Source organism: Bifidobacterium sp. ESL0769, from assembly GCF_029395495.1.
Classification (GTDB): Bacteria; Actinomycetota; Actinomycetes; order Actinomycetales; family Bifidobacteriaceae; genus Bifidobacterium.
Map to the genome: position 1 here is coordinate 243,908 of NZ_CP113918.1, position 17,742 is coordinate 261,649.

Sequence of the window (17,742 nt, forward strand, 5' to 3'; positions counted from 1 at the left end):
GGTTCCAAAGGGGTGATGCTTGTAGTACCGCGTTGCAGACCGAGCCCGAAAGGCTACGGAACATAGGATTTCATAACTTAACCGAACAAAAAGCAATATTTCAATCTTGTAAAGGGGATTGAACAAGAAAGAAAGGGCTAACCCAATTATGAGTAGCAAAAAACTTCGCGCGCTGGCAGCAGGCGCGATTGCGGCGGCCACGTTGTTGGCGTTCTCGCCGTTAAGCGGTGTCGCCAATGCGGCGACGCAGACCATGAACATGTCCGGTGCCACTGCGCCGAGCATCGTCATCAACGGCAATAAAACCAATATGGCCGGCCACCAGTTCGTCGCCGTGAAAATCGGCGATTATCTCACCGCCCAGTATGATGACACCACACCCAGTGGTTCCACGCCAGGCACGTTGACCTCGGTTTCCGTAGGTACCACCTCCGACGTCAAGGCCGCTGCCACCGACGCTTTGAGCGTTGCAAAGGGCAGCAGCGCTGCGGATACCGGCTATGACGGCAACCCGGTCGGTGAAGTCGCTTCGAAATGGCTCGGCTACGCTGCCACCGGTTCCTCTGATACCACGTCGAATACCGGCTCTGCGGTCTCGCCTGACAAGCAAGGCTGGAACGGCAAATTACGTGCCTTCGTCACCGCTCTGATGAAGAGCACTACCGAGAACGGCTCGCATCAGAAGTTCATCGATATGGTGGCAGCCGGCAGTGCGGTGACCGCCGTTGCAGGCACGGACCCCGCTTATTCGGCGACCATTCCGGTGAGTTCTCCAGGTATCTACGTCGTCGTGGATACGACGCCGCAGCCGGCCTCGAGCGGTACGGCTTTGAGGAACGCCATCCCGATGCTCGTGAGCACCGGAATCACCTACAACAGCAAGGACTACACCTTGCTCGGAAGCCAGACTTTGGGCCAAGTCGAGATGAAGAACGACGTGCCTACGGTCAAGAAGGCCATCGATACGCACGCCACCAACGACACTTCGATCGGCGGTGTGGTGCACTATGAGCTGACCAGTACGGTTCCTCTGACCACCGGCTACGATCACTACATCTTCACCATGACCGATCACCCGGGCGTTGGCCTGACCTATGACTCCGACGTCGATCCCGTGGTAACCGTTGGTGGCACTACGCTGCATTCACCTGGGGATTACACGGTGGCCCATTCTGAAGACGGTGATGGAAACACGACCCATATCATCTTCGATTTGACGCCTTCCATCATGAATCAGACCTATCAGAAAGCAATCGACATCACCTATGCGTTGAAGGTCAACGACCACGCGGTGAGCGGACAGCCTCTGAAGAACGGTGTGACGCTCGCGTATTCCAGCGACAACACCCCTGGAAAGCAGCCTACGACGAGCAATACCCCGGCTACCGACACCACCTCCGGCAATGTTACGAGCTGCGTGCCTACAACGGTTTCTTGCGGTAATGGCGCTGTCACCAGCGACAACAGCTTGGATGGCACCAACGGTTCGACCGATGCCAAAACCTACTTCTATCATTTCGATGTTAAAAAGCAGAAGAAGTCCGATGGCACGGGTCTGGTGGGCGCGACCTTCCAGTTGACCAAGAAGGGCGAAAACACTGCGATCAAGTTCATCAACCAAGGCAACGGCGTTTACAAGAAGGCCGCCGATCAGAGCTCGACGAGTAGCGCAAGCGCCGATCTGAAGGTTTATGATTCCAGTGCCAGCGTCACTTCGACGACGACCCTTACCGATGTGCCGACCACCAACGGCGAGTTGGCGATCGATGGCCTCGGCGATGGCGTCTATACGCTTAAGGAAACCGGTGCCCCGAATGGCTATTCCTCCACGTTCATGCCGTCCACGGATGTGCAGATCGGCGGGGATAGCAACGATGCCTCAATCGCGAAATTTGCCAACACGAAGGACAGCGTCTTCGGGCTCATCGATCCGATCGGAACGCTTGCGGATAACTCCGCCACCCCGCCTGTCGCTGCGGACCTGAAGGCAGTCTCCATGACTGGCACCGATGGTGCTGTGGTCGTCAAGAACATCAACTCGATTTCGCAGCTGCCTTTGACCGGTGGTGTGGGCATCCTGATGATGCTTCTGTTGATCGTGGTGCTCGCCATGATCGTCGCAGCGCTCGTGATGACCCGTCGCAAGCTCAATAAGTCAGACGAGTGAGCCAATCAGCCCGATAGGGCATTGCTTTCGCGGCTGGTTTCGTGAATCGCAAAATTACGTTTCATTGAAACTTGCTCGAAAGTGATGGTTCACTGAAGTAATGGCAAGAAAGGCGTGACCCGATGTGGTTGCGTTTTTCTTGCCATTGCCATGTCTTGGTTCGTCGGATTGTTCCGTCGATTCGAGTTTGCGCGGACCTGCCAATAACCTGCCAGTAATCTTGTCAATAAATTTTTTAATCAATCTGCCGATAATACTGTCGTTATGCCAATTGTTGAGCCTTCTTGCGGCTCGTCAACCCCGCGCTACCCTTGCCTAAAAGGAGGTTATCCATGGTGCCGTCGAACGGAGAGGAAGCGGGCCGGTCGTCGTTGCCGGACACCTCTTTCGATGCCGTTCTGAACAAGCCGGAAGAGCAGAAGGACCGGCTTCGCCACACGGTGATTCTTACCGTCGATGCCCTCATCGCCATTTTCGTCGTGGCGCTTCTCGTGGCCTTGGCATGGTTCCCGGTGCGCTGGCTTTCCGACATGAATCTCGAACGCGAGATGACCGAGAGCAGCAACGCGCGTATAGATTCCTGGCCACAAGGCAAGATCGCCGATGAATATGCCAAGGCGCAGGCCTATAACCGCAAGATCGCGGCGGGCGGGCAGGCGACGCTCGGCGAATACACCGATCCCTTCGCCAAAGGCGCGGACCTCGGCAAGCCGCTAAGTGAAAGGGACGCGACCTATAATTCACTGCTCAACGACGGCACCGGGATGATGGGCACCATCCGCATCCCCAAGGTCTCGATACGAATGCCGATTTTCCACGGCACCTCCGATGAAGTCCTGCGTCACGGGGCCGGCCACCTTTACAACACCAGCCTGCCGGTCGGCGGCGCTTCGACCAATGCCGTCCTGAGCGGGCACAGCGGCTTGCCGGGAGCGCTGCTGTTCACCCGGCTCGACGAGCTCAAAAAGGGCGATTTCTTTTATATCCAGACACTGCACCGCACCATGGGCTACCTGGTTACCGGCATCCATATCATCCAACCGACCGACACCCACCTCTACAAAATCGTGCCGGGTCAGGACTTGGTGACGCTTATGACCTGCACGCCGTACGGCATCAACACTGAGCGGCTGATCATCACCGGAAGCCGGCGTTCCATTCCTGAGCCGATTCCCGACCTCGACCACACCCAGAACGACGGTATTTTGAACGGCATCGTCACCGGCCTGACCATATTTCTCATCGGGGTGACCGTGACGAGAGTGCGTCATAAGAAGCCGCGCCCGATTCGCCACGCGCTTATCGCTGGCCAGCCACCGCGCTTCTGGCAGCGTCGCCGTCGCGCCGCTTTGCATCCGACGGAGCCTCACAGCGATTGATGCAGGCTCTTGAAATTGGGTAGAACGGCGAGAAACGTTCAAGCAACCAGAATTGACATTGTGATGGACTTTGTTTAAACTAACGAATAGTTTCGAAACGTTTCGACGAAAATTATCTGAAATCACGAACGTTGAAACATGAGCCGGGTAAAGCCCGGCGCTACGTGCACGGTAAAGGAGGCGGCGCATGGCTGGCATCAAGGACGTTGCGAAAGCCGCGGGAGTATCCGTTTCCACCGTTTCCTACGTGCTTTCCGGTAAGCGCTCCATCTCCTCGAAAACCACCGACAAGGTCCTGAAGGCCATCGACGAGCTCGGTTACATTCCCGACGCCAGCGCGCAGAAGATGCGCGGGCAGTTGAACCACATCATCGCCATCAGCGAGCCGATGCACGAGGGCATGAACCAGATGCAATACAACGCGTACTTCATGCAGTCTGCTTGGCAGGCCAGGGCTGCCGGGTATGACGTGTTGCTGCTCACCGGCGCCGATGCCGTCTCCGACATCGAACGCGTGACGCACAGCAATCTCGTTGACGGAGTGCTCCTGCTCGACGTCGAGGAACGCGACGCGCGTGCGGCGCAGGCCTTCCGCTACCACAAGCCGTGCGTGGCCATCGGGCTGCCCGAGAACCACAAGGATTGCGCGTGCATCGACATCGATTTTGCCAAGATGGGCGCTCGCAGCGCCGACAGGCTTTTTGGGCTGGGGCATCGGCAGGTCGCCTTCCTGCGGGCCCAGGAAATCGATTATGCGCGTCACGCCGGTTATGTGCTGCTCTTCCGCAACGCGTTCCTTGCTCGCGCCGACGAAATCGGTCTCAAGGTCTTCGAATCCGGTCCGGTCGACAACGCGACATTCGACGCCAGAAAATTCGTGGGTGACATGCTCGCCCAAAGCCCCCGGCCGACAGCTTTGGTCAGTCAGTCAGGAGTCAATATCCTGAACCTCGCGGTTACGGCTCTGATGGCTGCCGGTCTGAAGATTCCCGACGATATTTCCGTACTTTCCTGCGGCACGTTCCTGCGCGACGAACCGATGCGTCGGCCGGTCAGCGAGGAGCCGTTCGAACCGGAACGGCTTTGCTCAATAGCCATGGGCTCGCTGATTTCTGCCATCGAGCACCGGCAGAACATCGCCGGGGAAGTGACGCTAATCGATCCGAAATTCATCAATCGTGGCTCGCTTGCCGCAGCGCCGACGGACGCTGAAATTTCAACTTCGAGACCAATCGCTTCTGCTCGCAAAAGCAGGGACCTGGAAGGGGAACTTATGGATTGAATCGATACCAAACGTCGAGGTGAGTAAAGAATCGGCGCTCGGCCGACGAGCTTTTCAGGGATGAGGGCTCGGTACGGCTGTGAGCTTTGATTCCGCCTTTCAATGGGGCAAGGAATACGTGAAAAAAATAAAGCGTGTTTCATCGTCCCATGAATCGAAACGTTTCGATTATTAGTTACATAATTCCATTCGTCTATAAATTTTCAAGGAGGAAAGATGAAGATAAGGAAGATTGTCGCGACAGCGCTCGCGGCGGTGCTTTCGTTGACGGCGCTTTCGGCCTGTGGGTCGAGCAACGCCCAGGACGACGCGCATCCGCAAAGCATTTCGTTCTGGTATTATGACCTGCCGACCGCGGCCCAGACCGAGGCGTGGAAGAAGGCGGCCGACCAGTTCACCAAGCAGACCGGCGTCAAGGTGAGATTCGAGGTCAAGTCCTTTACCCAGATCGCGCAGAACTCCAGCCAGTTCCTCGACTCGAACCAGGCTCCCGATATCATGGAATCCAACCGCGGCAACGGTTCGGCGGGGATGCTTTCCTCGATGGAGCTTTTGAGCGACCTGAAGCCCTACGTCAAGAAATACGGCTGGGACAAGAAGATCACCAAGGCCGATGCCTCGATCGCCAAGTACGATGCGATGGGCATCATGGATGGCACCAAGTGGGTCGGTCTGCCGAGCTACGCCGAATACCAGCGTGTGTATTACAACAAGACGATGTTCGACAAATACGGTATCAAGATTCCCACCACGATGGCCGAGTTCGAGCAGGCATGCAAACAGTTCAAATCACATGGCATCACCCCGATTGCCGCAGACGCGCAGGAATACGGCGTGATGTGGCTTTGGTGGTCGCTGGTGGGCACGAAGGCCGACAAGGGGTTCATCGACGATTGGCAGATGTACAAGCATGATGTCAATTGGAACGCCGAACCGCTGACCTACGCCACCAACACCATCAATGACTGGGTCAAGGAAGGCTATATCTCGCGCAGCGCCACCGGCCTCAAGGCCGAAGACACCACGAACTCCTTCATCAAAGGCGGGCAATATCCGATTTACCAGACCGGTACGTGGAACCAAAGCCGTTTCATTGACCAGGTCAAGAACTTCGAATGGACCGCGGCCGCGCTGCCGGGCACCAAGATGCTGCAGGGCTGCACCGGCAACCTTCTGACCATCCCCACCAAGTCGCATCATAAGGACCTCGCCGCGAAGTTGCTCAACAACGTACTTTCCGTGGAAAACCAGGACGGTATCGGCAACGCCGGTGGCATCCCGCTGGCCGCCGACATGAGCAAGATCACCAACGTGAAGAACCAGGAGATGATTAAGGAATATTCCCAGTATTCCAAGAAAGGCGCCCTTTCCTACTACCCGGATTATCCGGCCTCGAACCTGACCGACGACATCTCCGCGCAGTTCCAGGAGCTGGTCAACGGCACCGAGACGCCCAAGCAGGTGCTCGCCTCGCTCCACAAGTCCTACGACACCGGCGTGGTCGACATGGGCTTTAAGGACTGAGCGGCGGTTGCGCTTTCGGTCCGAGTTTCATGCGTTCCGTCTCGAATGTTCTGGTTACTCCGATTAGCCTGAGCGTTCCGTTCGTCTCAATCATCCAATCGTAAATTCAATTTCATTACTTCCAAGGAGGTTGTAATGCAAAAAGACAAAGCCAAGAGGCCTGCGATGTCGCGCCTTCCCGGCAATAAATCCTCGAAATTCATTCCCTACCTCATCCCCGGCGTGCTGGGGCTTGCGGTCATTATCATCGTGCCGTTCCTGTGGAACGTTTGCCTGAGTTTCACGCGTTGGCGCGGTGTCGGGCCGATGAAGTTCATCGGACCCAAGAACTGGATCAGGCTGATGGGCGATGCCACGTTCTGGAAATCGTTCCTCAATTCGTTCTGGATCATCGTGGCCATCGTGGTCATCCCGACCATCCTCGGCCTGCTTATTTCCTCTGTGCTGACCGACGTCATCCAGAAGAAGTTCGGTTCCAAAACGGCCTCGTTCATCCGCGCGCTCTATTATCTTCCGCAGCTGCTGCCGGTCGCTGTGGCCGCCATCATCATGGGCTGGATCTTCCGCCCGGACGACGGCGCGATTAATGCCCTCATCGCCAAATTCACCAGCGGTTCGGTGGCCATCAACTGGCTCGGCAACCCGAAACTCGCCCTGCCAAGCCTGATGTTCATCCTTATTTGGATTCAGCTGGGCTATCCGATTGTGATTTTCATGTCCGGCCTGCAGCGCGTCGACCCGGAGCTTTACGAAGCCGCAGGGCTTGACGGTGCGAACTGGTGGCAGAAGTTCCGCGTGGTCACCCTACCTTCGATCATGCCGGAACTGATGGTCGTCATCCTCACCGCCACCATCGGCGCGTTGAAGACCTTCGGCCCGGTCTACCTGCTGACCAAAGGCGGCCCCGGCACCACGACGATCGTGCCGTCCTACTATTCCTACAACCAATTCTTCCAAATCCATCAGGTCGGCTACGGCGCCGCCATCTCGACTTCGCTGACCTTGGTCATCATCGTGTTCTCCGTGGTGTTCACGATTTTCCAAGGTCATGTCGAGAAGAATATGGACGACTGAGGGGAGTGCAACATGTCTGAAGCAACAATATCGGCGGCCGCTATGAGCTCCGCCAAATCAAATGCCAAGTCGGCGGCCATCAAAACGGTGCGACGCAACGCGCGCGGCTTGCGCTACGTGCGGATGGCGCAAGCCAGCGCACCTGCCGTTCAAAGTAATGTAAAAACCGCTGTGAACGGCTCTCAGGAACAAAGCCAAGGCCAAACCGCACAGGTCAGCCACAAGGCCAAGCACATCAGGTCGTGGGGCGATTGGATGGCGCTGATTCTGCTGATCGTCGGTGCCCTGATCATGCTCTTCCCGATCATCATCCTGACGATGAACGCGTTCAAGACCATCGGCGATTACAATGCCACCGGCCCGCTTTCCCTGCCGGCGCATCCCACGATGAGTGGCATCGTCGGCTTCTGGAAGATGAGCGACTTCCCGGTAAAACTCGGCAACTCTCTGCTGATCTCGCTGATTGTCGCGGTTTTGGGCGTGGTACTTTCCGTGCTCAACTCCTTCGCGCTGGGCATCGGCAAGGTCAAGGGCAATCGCTGGATCATCCTGGCGATCATGCTTGCCAACATGATGCCGCAGGAAGCGCTGCTCTTCCCGCTTTACACCATGTTCAAGCACATCGGCCTCTACAACACGCAATGGGCGATCGTCGTCATCTTCACCATCATTCAAAGCGCGTACGGCACCTATCTGCTTTCGTCGGTTTATGGCACATTCCCGGAGGCCATTCTCGAGGCGGCCACGCTTGACGGCGCCACCCGTTGGGAGACGCTGATCAAGGTCGTGCTGCCGATTTCGTGGTCCACCATAAGTGTTCTGTTCGTCTTCTTCTTTGTGTGGACCTGGAACGAATACATGATTCCGATGGCGTTCCTGATGGACGACAACGTGCAGACCGTGCCGCTGGCGCTCGCCACCCTGCAAGGCCAGCACACGATGGATGCGACCACCCTGGCTGCGGCATCGCTGTTGAGCATCATCCCGACCATCATCTTCTTCATCATCTTCCAGCGCAAGCTCAACCAGGGCATCGTTGCCGGCGCGGTGAAGTGAAAGTGAAGTGAGATTGCCGCTAAGCGATTGCCTGTCCCGCGCATATGCCGTTGGTATTGGCGATCATTTGGGGGCTCCTGCTGGCAAACGGACTCCGGGAAAGTTTTATGGTCCGTTTCCCAGCAGCACTGTGTGGATTTATGCGTTTGATGCAGGTAAACGGACTCTGAGTTCAAGTACTGGTCCGTTTACCCCCACCATACTGTGTACGAATCATGACAGGAATAAGGTGCGATAGAGTGTCATATTGGTAAAGCGGCCTAATCAATTGAGCGCCAATGAGAATAGCGGAATAGGAAAGGTTTAAAGATGAATGGAATGTCGGTAAAGCCGGGCGCAGGATTAAGCGTGTGCGGGGATTTCGGCGGCGGCATGCTTGACGGGTTGGCGACGGCTTCACGCGGGCGCTCGCGGTGCGTCAACGCGGAAAATCCGACGGGAGGCAAAGGCGTGGCGGCGATGAGTGCCGGCAAGCTTGGCCCTTCGCGCAAGGGAACGCCCTGCTTGGGCACTGTGCCGGCCGGTGAATCCGTGACGTTGATGGACGTGGACGGCCCCGGCGTCATTCGCCATATCTGGATGACCGTAACCGACAAAACCGGCCCCACCGGCCCGAACGTTTTGCGTAACCTCATCCTTGAGTTCTATTGGGATGGCGAGGAAAATCCGTCTGTGGTCTGCCCGATTGGCGACTTCTTCTGCTGTGGTCACGCCCAGGATTGCTTCGTCGATTCCTTGCCCATCGTCGTAGCCCCCAACCGTGGCTTCAACTGCTACTTCGCCATGCCTTTCGAACATGCCAAAATCGTGTTGCGCAGCGACCACAACGAGGACGTACCGGCGTTCTTCTACCAGATTGATTACACCGAATACGATGCACTGCCGGCCGATGCGATGCGCTTCCACGCCCAGTGGCGCCGCGAACGGGTCACTAAAGAACAGCAGGATTACACGATTCTCGACGGCGTTCGCGGCCAAGGCACTTACGTCGGCACCTACCTCGCGCTGACGGCGCTAGAAAGCCGTTGGTGGGGCGAGGGCGAGGTTAAGTTCTACCTCGATGGCGACACCGATTACCCGACCGTCACCAGCACCGGCACCGAGGATTATTTCGGAGGGGCCTGGAGTTTCGCGACTTTTGATGAAAATCATCACATGCGCGAGCAGACCTATTGCGCCCCGTTCGTCGGCTTCCCGTTCCGTTCGCAAAGTCTCGGCAACCGCGAAAGCGATTACTGGGACAAGTCCACGCCGGTGATGCGCGGAATGTATCGCTGGCATATCCCGGATCCGATTTATTTCGAACGCGATTTGCGAGTGACCGTCCAGCAGATCGGCAGCCAGGAAGCCGGTCTTTTCGAGCGTTCCGACGACGTGGCCAGCGTCGCTTACTGGTACCAGCGTGAGCCGCACGCCCCATTCCCGTCGCTCGGCGATCGCCACTTCCGTCAGCCTCGGTGAGCGGGGCCTGTATCCGCTCTTTTACCCTACTGTCCTAACTGTCCTAAAAGTGCGTTTTGCGGGTGCTAAAGTGCACCTCTTAGGCAGTGGTGTCTGAATAGTGCATTTTGTCGGTGTCAAAGTGCGCTTTTTGTACAGTGGTGTCGGGATGGTGCGTTTTGTAAGTGCTAAGATGCGTGTTTTTGCGGACGTTGTCAGGAAAGTGCGCTTTGGTGGGTGACAGCAGAGTGCATTTTTCTGACGGTAGTGCTTCGGTAGTGCGTTTTGCGGGTGCTAAAGTGCGCTTTTTTGACGCTAGCGTCAGAATAATGCACCTTGATAATGGTCGGAAAGTTGACGGACCGAAGTGACGGCGGCAAAGCCCCAATCCTGCCAAAGGTTTTGCGTTAACGTTCTCATGGTGTTTCGTAGGCCGCAGCATTACGCCGTGTGGAGTATGCTTGCCAACAGTAAACGTGCGCTGGCCGTTCTTGCGATGCTGAGATCGCGGGCGGCCAAGTGCGTGACCCTGCCAACCGTGAGCAATGTCGTCAGACGGCATCAGGTAGGCGACATTATGTTGGAGGAAAGAGTTGGACAGTAACGAGATTCGGCAATTGGACTTGCAAGACGACCCGCTGGATGCAGACCGTTATCCCATTGATCCGTGGAAATTCACCGAATATGGCAAGCCGACCGCCGAGAGCGCGACGCTGTTTTCGCTTTCCAATGGCACCATCGGCGTACGCGGCGAAGCCAGTGCGCCCCGAAATCTCGGTGCGGGCACGTTCCTGAGCGGTTTCCACGAGACCTTCGCCATCCGCCATGCTGAGGAGGCTTACGGTTTCGCTCGTGTGGGTCAGGTCGTGCAAGGCGTGCCGGATACCGTGGATTTCCAATTTTCCGTAAACGGCAAACAGCTCACGGATCCGCGACAAGTCTGCCAGAGTCTTGATTTCAAAGAGGGCACTGCCACCCGTTCCTACACATACGAGGTTGGCGACGGGGCGAGCCTTGAGATCGATATCGTCACGATGGTCTGCCTTTTCCGTGCCGATTTGATGGCCACAACCTTGACATTCAAAGCCCACGGACGCGCCATGAACGTTCACGTCGAAGGCAAGATGAACACCGATCACCCCGTGGTTTCCCGCGATGTCGACCCGCGCAAGGCCGATCTGATTGCCGACGGCGGTCTGCGCAAGCTCGAGGTCGACGCCATTTCCCGCGGCGTGGCCAACGAAAGTTTCGGCGCCTTCCACTGCCTGCATTCGGGCCTAACGATGGGCGTCGGCTTCTGTCAGCAGCTTGACGGCGAAATGATCCGTGAAGTATTCGACGTCAAAGTGCCGGACGGCGGCGAGAAACAAGTGCTGCGTTACGCCGCATATAACACATATCGCATCAATCCCATCGGTGTTGATAAAGGCCTTGAGGTCTCCACTATCGGTACGCAGAATTCCGCCGAGCTTATCAGACTTTGCGCGGAAACCTTGAACTGGGCCGTTGCCCAGGGGCTTGAACGTTTGCAGGATCAGCAGCGCGCGTGGCTGGAGCGTTTCTGGCAGGAATCGGATGTCTCTATCGACGATGGCGGCGACGGACGGCTCCAGCAGACGATGCATTGGGAGCTTTTCGAGCTTGCGCAGGCCACCGCGACCGTTGCCAACGGCGTGTCGGCCAAGGGCTTGAGCGGCACCGGTTATTCCGGCCACTACTTCTGGGACACGGAAACGTATATCGTCCCGTTCCTTATCTATACGAACCCCGCGCGCGCCCGCGATATCCTTTCCTATCGTTTCCGCATGTTGCCGGCAGCCCGCAAGCGCGCCCGTATGATGAGCGTGGAAGGGGCGCTCTTCCCGTGGCGCGGCATCAACGGCGAGGAGGCTTCGGCCTTCTTCGAGGCCGGCACCGCGCAATGCCATATCGACGCGGACATCGCCTACGCCGTCAACCAGTACGTTTCGGTGACCGGCGACCACGAGTTCTTGGCCACGGAGGGCATTGACATTCTGGTCGAGACCGCGCGAATGTGGGCAAGCCTCGGCTACATGGGCTGGGACGGCACTTTCCACATCAACACCGTCACCGGCCCCGACGAATACACCGCTTTGGTCGACGACAATTATTACACCAACGTCATGGCCCAATTCAACCTGCGCAAGGCCGCGGACGCTTTGGAGTCGCTTGATGGCGAAGAACTCAATGCCGTGGTTCAGCGCCTCGGCGTCAAGCCCGGCGAATCGATGCATTGGCGCGAGGTCGCCGAGCTGATGAAGCTTCCGTATGACAAAAAGCTTGGCGTCCACCTCCAGGACGATGACATCTTGCGTCGTGAGCCCTGGGATTTCGAACATGACACACAGCGCCCGCTGCTGCTTCATTATCATCCGATCGTGATCTACCGTCGTCGTGTGCTGAAGCAGACGGACACGGTCTTGGCGCTTTATCTGCTTTCCTCGAATTTCGGTTTGGACGTCAAGCGCCGCGATTTCGACTTCTACGACCCGCTGACCACCGGGGATTCTTCGCTTTCCGCGGCCTCGCAGTGCATACTGGCCGCCGAGGTCGGCTATGGCGATCTGGCCATGCAGTATTTTATGGAATCGCTTTACGCCGACGTCGCCAACCTACACAGCAACACCTCCGACGGCATCCATCTGGCTTCGGCCGGCGGGGTGTGGATGTCGGTGGTCGCCGGCTTCGGAGGTTTGCGCGATTCGGGCGGCGAGGAGCTTTCGATTGACCCGCACTTGCCCAATGAGTGGGAGAGCCTCACCTACCGGCTCACCATTCATGGCTCGCGCTTGGTCATCACCGTCACCCATGGCGACGTTACGGTTCGTCGTGTCTCCGGCGACCCGGTAACGCTCCAGGTCAAAGGCGAGCTTCGCACGGTCTGAACCTGCGGCTGTATTTAGTCGGTAGAAAGACGCTACTGCGTTCCCGGATTGTTGAATAGCTGGGGAAGCAAACTTGTTCATAGGAAATGAAATCCGCCACTTGCAAGAGTGATTGCAGGCGGCGGGTTTCGTTTTTGCTGATAGGCATGTACTATTTGAACGTAGGGATAATTATTTGAAAATAGTGTTCTGAATAAAGAGAAAATCGCATTATTTCAATAATTAAATGATTTGACATATTGAACAAATCGTCATATGGTATTAGTGAAACGAATTAACCAATGTCGTCTGCGATGACGGCACGTGTGCAAAGGAGCAACCTATGGGGTTGTGGGATGTTGACAAGATTCAATATGTCGGACACGACAAGGGAGTCAAGGAAGAGCTTGGTTTCCACTATTACGATGCTGATCGCGTGGTCGCCGGCAAGCCAATGAAGGATTGGCTGCGCTTCGCCGTGGCTTGGTGGCACACCTTCGACCAGCAGCTCGTCGATCCGTTCGGCGATGGCACTGCACATCGTCCTTATTACAAGTACACCGATCCGATGGATCAGTCGCTTGCCAAGGTCGATTATGCCTTCGAACTGTTCGAAAAGCTCGGCGTGAAGTATTTCTGCTTCCATGATCGCGACCTTGCGCCGGAAGGCGACACCCTGCGCGAGACCAACGCCAACCTCGATCGTGTGGTTGACAAGATTGAAGAGAACATGAAGTCCACCGGCATCAAGCTGCTGTGGAACACCTCTTCGCTTTTCACCAACCCGCGCTTCGTCGACGGCGCTTCGACTTCGCCGTTCGCTGACATCTTCGCCTATTCGGCCGCGCAGTTGAAGCACAGCCTGGAGATCGGCAAGCGCCTCGGCGGTGAAAACTACGTCTTCTGGGGTGGTCGCGAAGGCTACGAAAACCTTTGGAACACCGACATGGGCCGCGAAAAGGACCATATGGCCGAGTTCTTCCACATGTGCGTGGACTATGCCAAGGAAATCGGCATGAACGCGCAGTTCCTGATTGAGCCGAAGGCCAAGGAGCCCTGCAGCCTGCAGTATGACTTCGATGCTTCCACCGCCATTTCGTTCCTGCAGAAGTACGACCTGATGGGCACCTTCAAGCTCAACCTCGAAGGCAACCACGCCAACCTCGCCACCCACACCTACCAGCACGAGATCCGCATCGTGCGTGACGCCGGCGAGCTCGGCTCGCTGGACGCCAACCAGGGCGACAAGCTCATCGGCTGGGATATGGACGAGTTCCCGACCGACCTCTACGAGACCACCGCAGTGATGTGGGAAGTCCTCGCCGAAGGCCAGATCGGCCCTCACGGTGGCCTGAACTTTGACGCCAAGCCGCGCCGCAGCTCCTTCGAAGCCGAAGACCTCTTCCGTACCCACATCGCGGGCATGGATTCTTTCGCCGCTGGCCTTCTGGTCGCCGCCAAGATGCACGAGGACAAGTACATCGAGGATCTCGTCTCTAAGCGTTATAGCTCCTACGATTCTGGCATCGGCAAGACCGTCGAAGACGGCACCGCCACGCTGGCCACCCTCGAGGATTATGCGATCGATAAGCCGCAGAGCGAACTCATCGCCTCCACGCACTCCGATCACCTCGAGAGCGTTAAGGCTACGATCAATAACTACATGATCGAGGCACTGAGCGAGTAAAGCTGACAGTAGCAAACTCGTTTATAGTTTCATATTCCTTCCTTCGTGAGTTTGGCCGGTCGCTCCAAACGGGTGACCGGCCAAACTCACGTTTTGAGGTCAAATGGGTCGTGTGAAGAGGACTCATGATATACAAAAAGCTGGTCACCAAACGGAATATCTGGCGACCGGCTTTTCCGTGATTGAAGTCTACGCTATTACTTTACGAAGTTGCGCTTGATCCAAGCGGCCCAGAGGCTCGGCCAGACCTGGGCGCTTGGCTCGATCTGCGCGGCGTTGCCGGCAGCGGCGGTCTCGGCGGTGGCGAGGGCCAGGCTGTGTGGGCCGTGCGGGAAGATGTGCGCTTCGACGGGTACTCCGGCGTCGATGCAGGCGTTGATGAAGAGCAGCGAGTTCTGCACTGGAACCACGGCGTCGGTGACGGTCTGCCAGATGAACGTGGTCGGCGTCTTGGCATCCACATGCTTTTCGCAGGAGATTTCGTCGAGCATCTTCTGGTCGGTTTTCTTTTCGCCGAGCAGCTTGTCGACCGTGCCCGCGTGCGTGTACTTGCCGGCGGTGAGCACGGAGTAGCCCAGCGCAAGGCCGTTGGCGCGCACTTCGTCGGGGTCGTAACCGTTTTCGCGCATCACGTCATCGCCAGTGGTTGTGGCCATCGAGGCGGCAAGCTGGCCGCCGCAGGAGAAGCCGATGACCGTGACGGCCTTGGGGTCGATGTGCCAGGCCTCGGCGTTCTCGCGGATGATCTTCATGGCTTCGGCACCTTCGAGCATCTGCACCGGATAGCGTGAAGGGGTGATGGAATAGCGCAGCACGAACGCCTGCACGCCCGCACCTACGGCCATCATGGCGATGGGTTCGGCTTCGCGGTCGGTCACCTTGTTGAACCCGCCGCCGGGGAAGATGAGTACCGCCGGGCGGCGACGGTCCGGGTCGATTTCCTTGGAATTGTCGATGATATAGCCAGTCAGCGTTGCCTCGCTGCCGTCGATACCTTTGATGGTCTTAGTAATGTATTGCATATTGTGCCCCTTTTCGTGGCCAGTGGCCGTTTCGCGTCTAATCGATAATGATGTCAAGCCAGTTGGTGTCTACTTTCGGATTCTAGGAAGGTTGCCCGACGGTTTGCTTTATGCGTCATTGTGGTGATGGATACTTGAAGTATGGGAACAAGTGATATGGAATCCGCGGAAAACGAGACTGGTGAACGCGAGGTGCCAGAAGATGGCGTGATGGTCGACATTCCGCGGGGAACGGTGGTATTGGCGGCCACGCCGATCGGCAATGTCGGGGATGCTTCGGCCAGACTCAAAGCGCTGCTGGAACGTGCCGATATCGTTGCGGCGGAGGACACGCGGCGGCTTTACGATTTGGCGAACCGGCTCGGCGTTCATGTCGGCGGGCGCGTCGTCGCCAACCACGACCACAACGAGCGCGCGAAGGCCGACGGCCTGCTCGATGAGGTCGAACGTGGTGCGACCGTGCTGGTGGTTTCGGACGCGGGCATGCCCACCGTCAACGACCCGGGCGTGGCCATCGTTCGTCGCGCCATCGAGCGCGATTTGCCCGTGACCTGCGCTCCCGGCCCGTCCGCCGTGCTCGACGCGCTCGCGCTTTCCGGCCTGCCGACCGACCGTTTCTGCTACGAGGGCTTCGTGCCGCGCAAGCACAACGAGCGCATCCAGCGCTTCCGCTCGCTCAAGGGGGAGCGGCGCACCATTGTTTTTTACGAGACGTTGCACCGCATTGCTGAAACGATGGACGATTTGCTGGAAATGTTCGGCCCGAACCGTCCGATGGCCTTGTGCCGCGAGCTCACCAAAGACTATGAGCAAATCCGCCGTGGCACCGTCGAAGAAATCCATCAGTCCGTTGTCGACGACCCGCCGCGCGGTGAAATCGTGCTGGTTATCGCGGGCGCGAGCGAAGACGAAGCGCTCAAAGCAGGCGAGGCCACGGCAGCGGTCCTAAGCGTCGATGATCTTGCCGCGCTCGCCGTCGAACATGCCGCCAAAACCAACGAGCGCATCAAAGACGCCATCGCCGAAGTCGTCAAAGCCCACCCGCTTCCCGACGGTTCTCTCCCGAACCGTAAGGCCGTCTACGCCGCCGCCCTCAAGCTGAAATAAAGGTAGCGAGTATAGGCGAGGTCGTTTTATCGTGCATATTGCAATATAATATGCACGATAAAACGTAAGTAATGGATAGTGGAACTTACCTTTGTACGTCGATTTTGTGGTACGCCGGCAGTAATATCTGTTCGTATCGCTGGGTCAAGATGCGCTTGTGATATTCGCGGTATTCGTCGTCAGCCACATGCACGCCTGCGTACTCGTTTGGCAAGCTGTCAAACAGTGCGTCGAGCCGATCTTGATCATAGCTAGATATGAACCGTGCCAGCGCCTTGTTGCATTCCTCGTCCTGTCCAGAGGCAATGTATTTCAGTGGCGCGATATGGTGTCCCCTGTCGTCGAGATAACAGGAACGTACGTCCAGGACGTCTTGATTGAGTAGTTTTTCGTCGTGCAAATGTTGGTGAATCTGCTTCGGTGTGCGCTTGTTATAAAGCGAGCTGCCATTGTCGTAGACGGGGGCGAGTTCTGTGTGCTCGCCGTCGATGAGAATACCCCAATTCGTGTTGTTGCGGTCAACGTTGCGTATAAACGAATCGACAATGAACATATCCCAGAACCGTTCGATGGTGCCGGGAATTCGGTTAAGCCAAGGGTGGCGGTAAATGGTGGCTCTCACATCGGCCAGTACGACATTGCGTCCGTCTGAAGGAGAGCCAGAGAAGCCGGTCTCATCGTCCGACATGGAGTTCTTGAGTTCGCGGAATTCAACGAGTCTGCCGTGGCCTGCTTCGAAATCCTTACAGGCGCAGACCAGTTTCCCCTCGCGGATACCGAGTTTCGTCTCGTGTACGTCGATGTCGTGCATCGCATATATCTGGGAACCCAGAAATTCGGAAAGCGGGGCTGATGTATAAGACGGCACAGAGCCAGCTAGTTCTTTTGTGGGGCCAGGGAATTTGAGCATCCAGTCTTCGCCCTCCCAGCTCACGCCCACTTTGCGCCCTGCGTCGCCGCCGTAGAATCGTCCGGAATCGGAGCATGGCTCAAAATTCACCAGTTTCAGCATGTGCGCCTCCGTTCATTGCGTTTATTGAGGTTTTGGGTGGCTTACTTTTTATTATCTCATTCTAATGGTCAAGAATATTGACAATGAGCGAAGAGCGTTGTTCATAT

At 56.9% G+C, this 17,742-nt stretch carries 12 protein-coding genes; 10 read left to right on the forward strand and 2 right to left on the reverse strand.

The genetic code is table 11. The annotated features are described in order from the left end of the window. The first annotated feature begins 148 nt into the window (after positions 1-148). The 9 genes from OZX72_RS00880 (at position 149) to xylA (ending at position 14,494) form a co-directional block, all read left to right on the forward strand. On the forward strand, positions 149-2,167 hold the full coding sequence (locus OZX72_RS00880) for an isopeptide-forming domain-containing fimbrial protein (protein WP_277158588.1): 2,019 nt from the start codon (positions 149-151) through the stop codon (positions 2,165-2,167). A gap of 332 nt (positions 2,168-2,499) precedes the next feature. Then, positions 2,500-3,546 carry a class C sortase gene (locus OZX72_RS00885; protein ID WP_277158589.1) on the forward strand — a complete coding sequence of 349 codons (1,047 nt, stop codon included), beginning with the start codon at positions 2,500-2,502 and terminating at the stop codon, positions 3,544-3,546. A gap of 187 nt (positions 3,547-3,733) precedes the next feature. Further along, positions 3,734-4,828 carry a LacI family DNA-binding transcriptional regulator gene (locus tag OZX72_RS00890; RefSeq protein WP_277158590.1) on the forward strand — a complete coding sequence of 365 codons (1,095 nt, stop codon included), beginning with the start codon at positions 3,734-3,736 and terminating at the stop codon, positions 4,826-4,828. Between the two features lie 216 nt (positions 4,829-5,044). Further along, positions 5,045-6,352, forward strand: a complete 1,308-nt coding sequence (locus OZX72_RS00895) for an ABC transporter substrate-binding protein (protein WP_277158591.1) — start codon at positions 5,045-5,047, stop codon at positions 6,350-6,352. Positions 6,353-6,487: 135 nt separating this feature from the next. Beyond that, entirely contained in the window at positions 6,488-7,426 is a 939-nt protein-coding gene (locus OZX72_RS00900) for a sugar ABC transporter permease (RefSeq protein WP_277158592.1), read from the forward strand. A 255-nt stretch (positions 7,427-7,681) separates the two neighbouring features. Next, positions 7,682-8,482: a carbohydrate ABC transporter permease gene (locus OZX72_RS00905; RefSeq protein ID WP_277159317.1), complete on the forward strand. Its 801-nt coding sequence runs from the start codon at positions 7,682-7,684 to the stop codon at positions 8,480-8,482. Positions 8,483-8,800: 318 nt separating this feature from the next. Continuing rightward, on the forward strand, positions 8,801-9,943 hold the full coding sequence (locus OZX72_RS00910) for a glycoside hydrolase family 172 protein (RefSeq protein WP_277159318.1): 1,143 nt from the start codon (positions 8,801-8,803) through the stop codon (positions 9,941-9,943). A gap of 572 nt (positions 9,944-10,515) precedes the next feature. Then, complete coding sequence (locus OZX72_RS00915; RefSeq protein WP_277158593.1) at positions 10,516-12,828, forward strand: glycosyl hydrolase family 65 protein; 2,313 nt, start codon at positions 10,516-10,518, stop codon at positions 12,826-12,828. Positions 12,829-13,150: 322 nt separating this feature from the next. Then, positions 13,151-14,494 (forward strand): xylose isomerase, encoded by a 1,344-nt coding sequence (gene xylA / locus OZX72_RS00920; RefSeq protein WP_277158594.1) that lies wholly within the window; start codon positions 13,151-13,153, stop codon positions 14,492-14,494. Between the two features lie 197 nt (positions 14,495-14,691). Here xylA and OZX72_RS00925 read toward each other — a convergent pair whose 3' ends face one another. Further along, positions 14,692-15,516: an alpha/beta hydrolase gene (locus OZX72_RS00925; protein ID WP_277158595.1), complete on the reverse strand. Its 825-nt coding sequence runs from the start codon at positions 15,514-15,516 to the stop codon at positions 14,692-14,694. Positions 15,517-15,726: 210 nt separating this feature from the next. Here OZX72_RS00925 and rsmI point away from each other — a divergent pair, with 210 nt between their 5' ends. Next, positions 15,727-16,623: a 16S rRNA (cytidine(1402)-2'-O)-methyltransferase gene (rsmI, locus tag OZX72_RS00930; RefSeq protein WP_277159319.1), complete on the forward strand. Its 897-nt coding sequence runs from the start codon at positions 15,727-15,729 to the stop codon at positions 16,621-16,623. 85 nt (positions 16,624-16,708) lie between these two features. On the opposite strand, the gene OZX72_RS00935 is transcribed toward rsmI, so the two are convergent. Next, on the reverse strand, positions 16,709-17,635 hold the full coding sequence (locus OZX72_RS00935; RefSeq protein WP_277158596.1) for a hypothetical protein: 927 nt from the start codon (positions 17,633-17,635) through the stop codon (positions 16,709-16,711). Positions 17,636-17,742 lie beyond the last annotated feature (107 nt).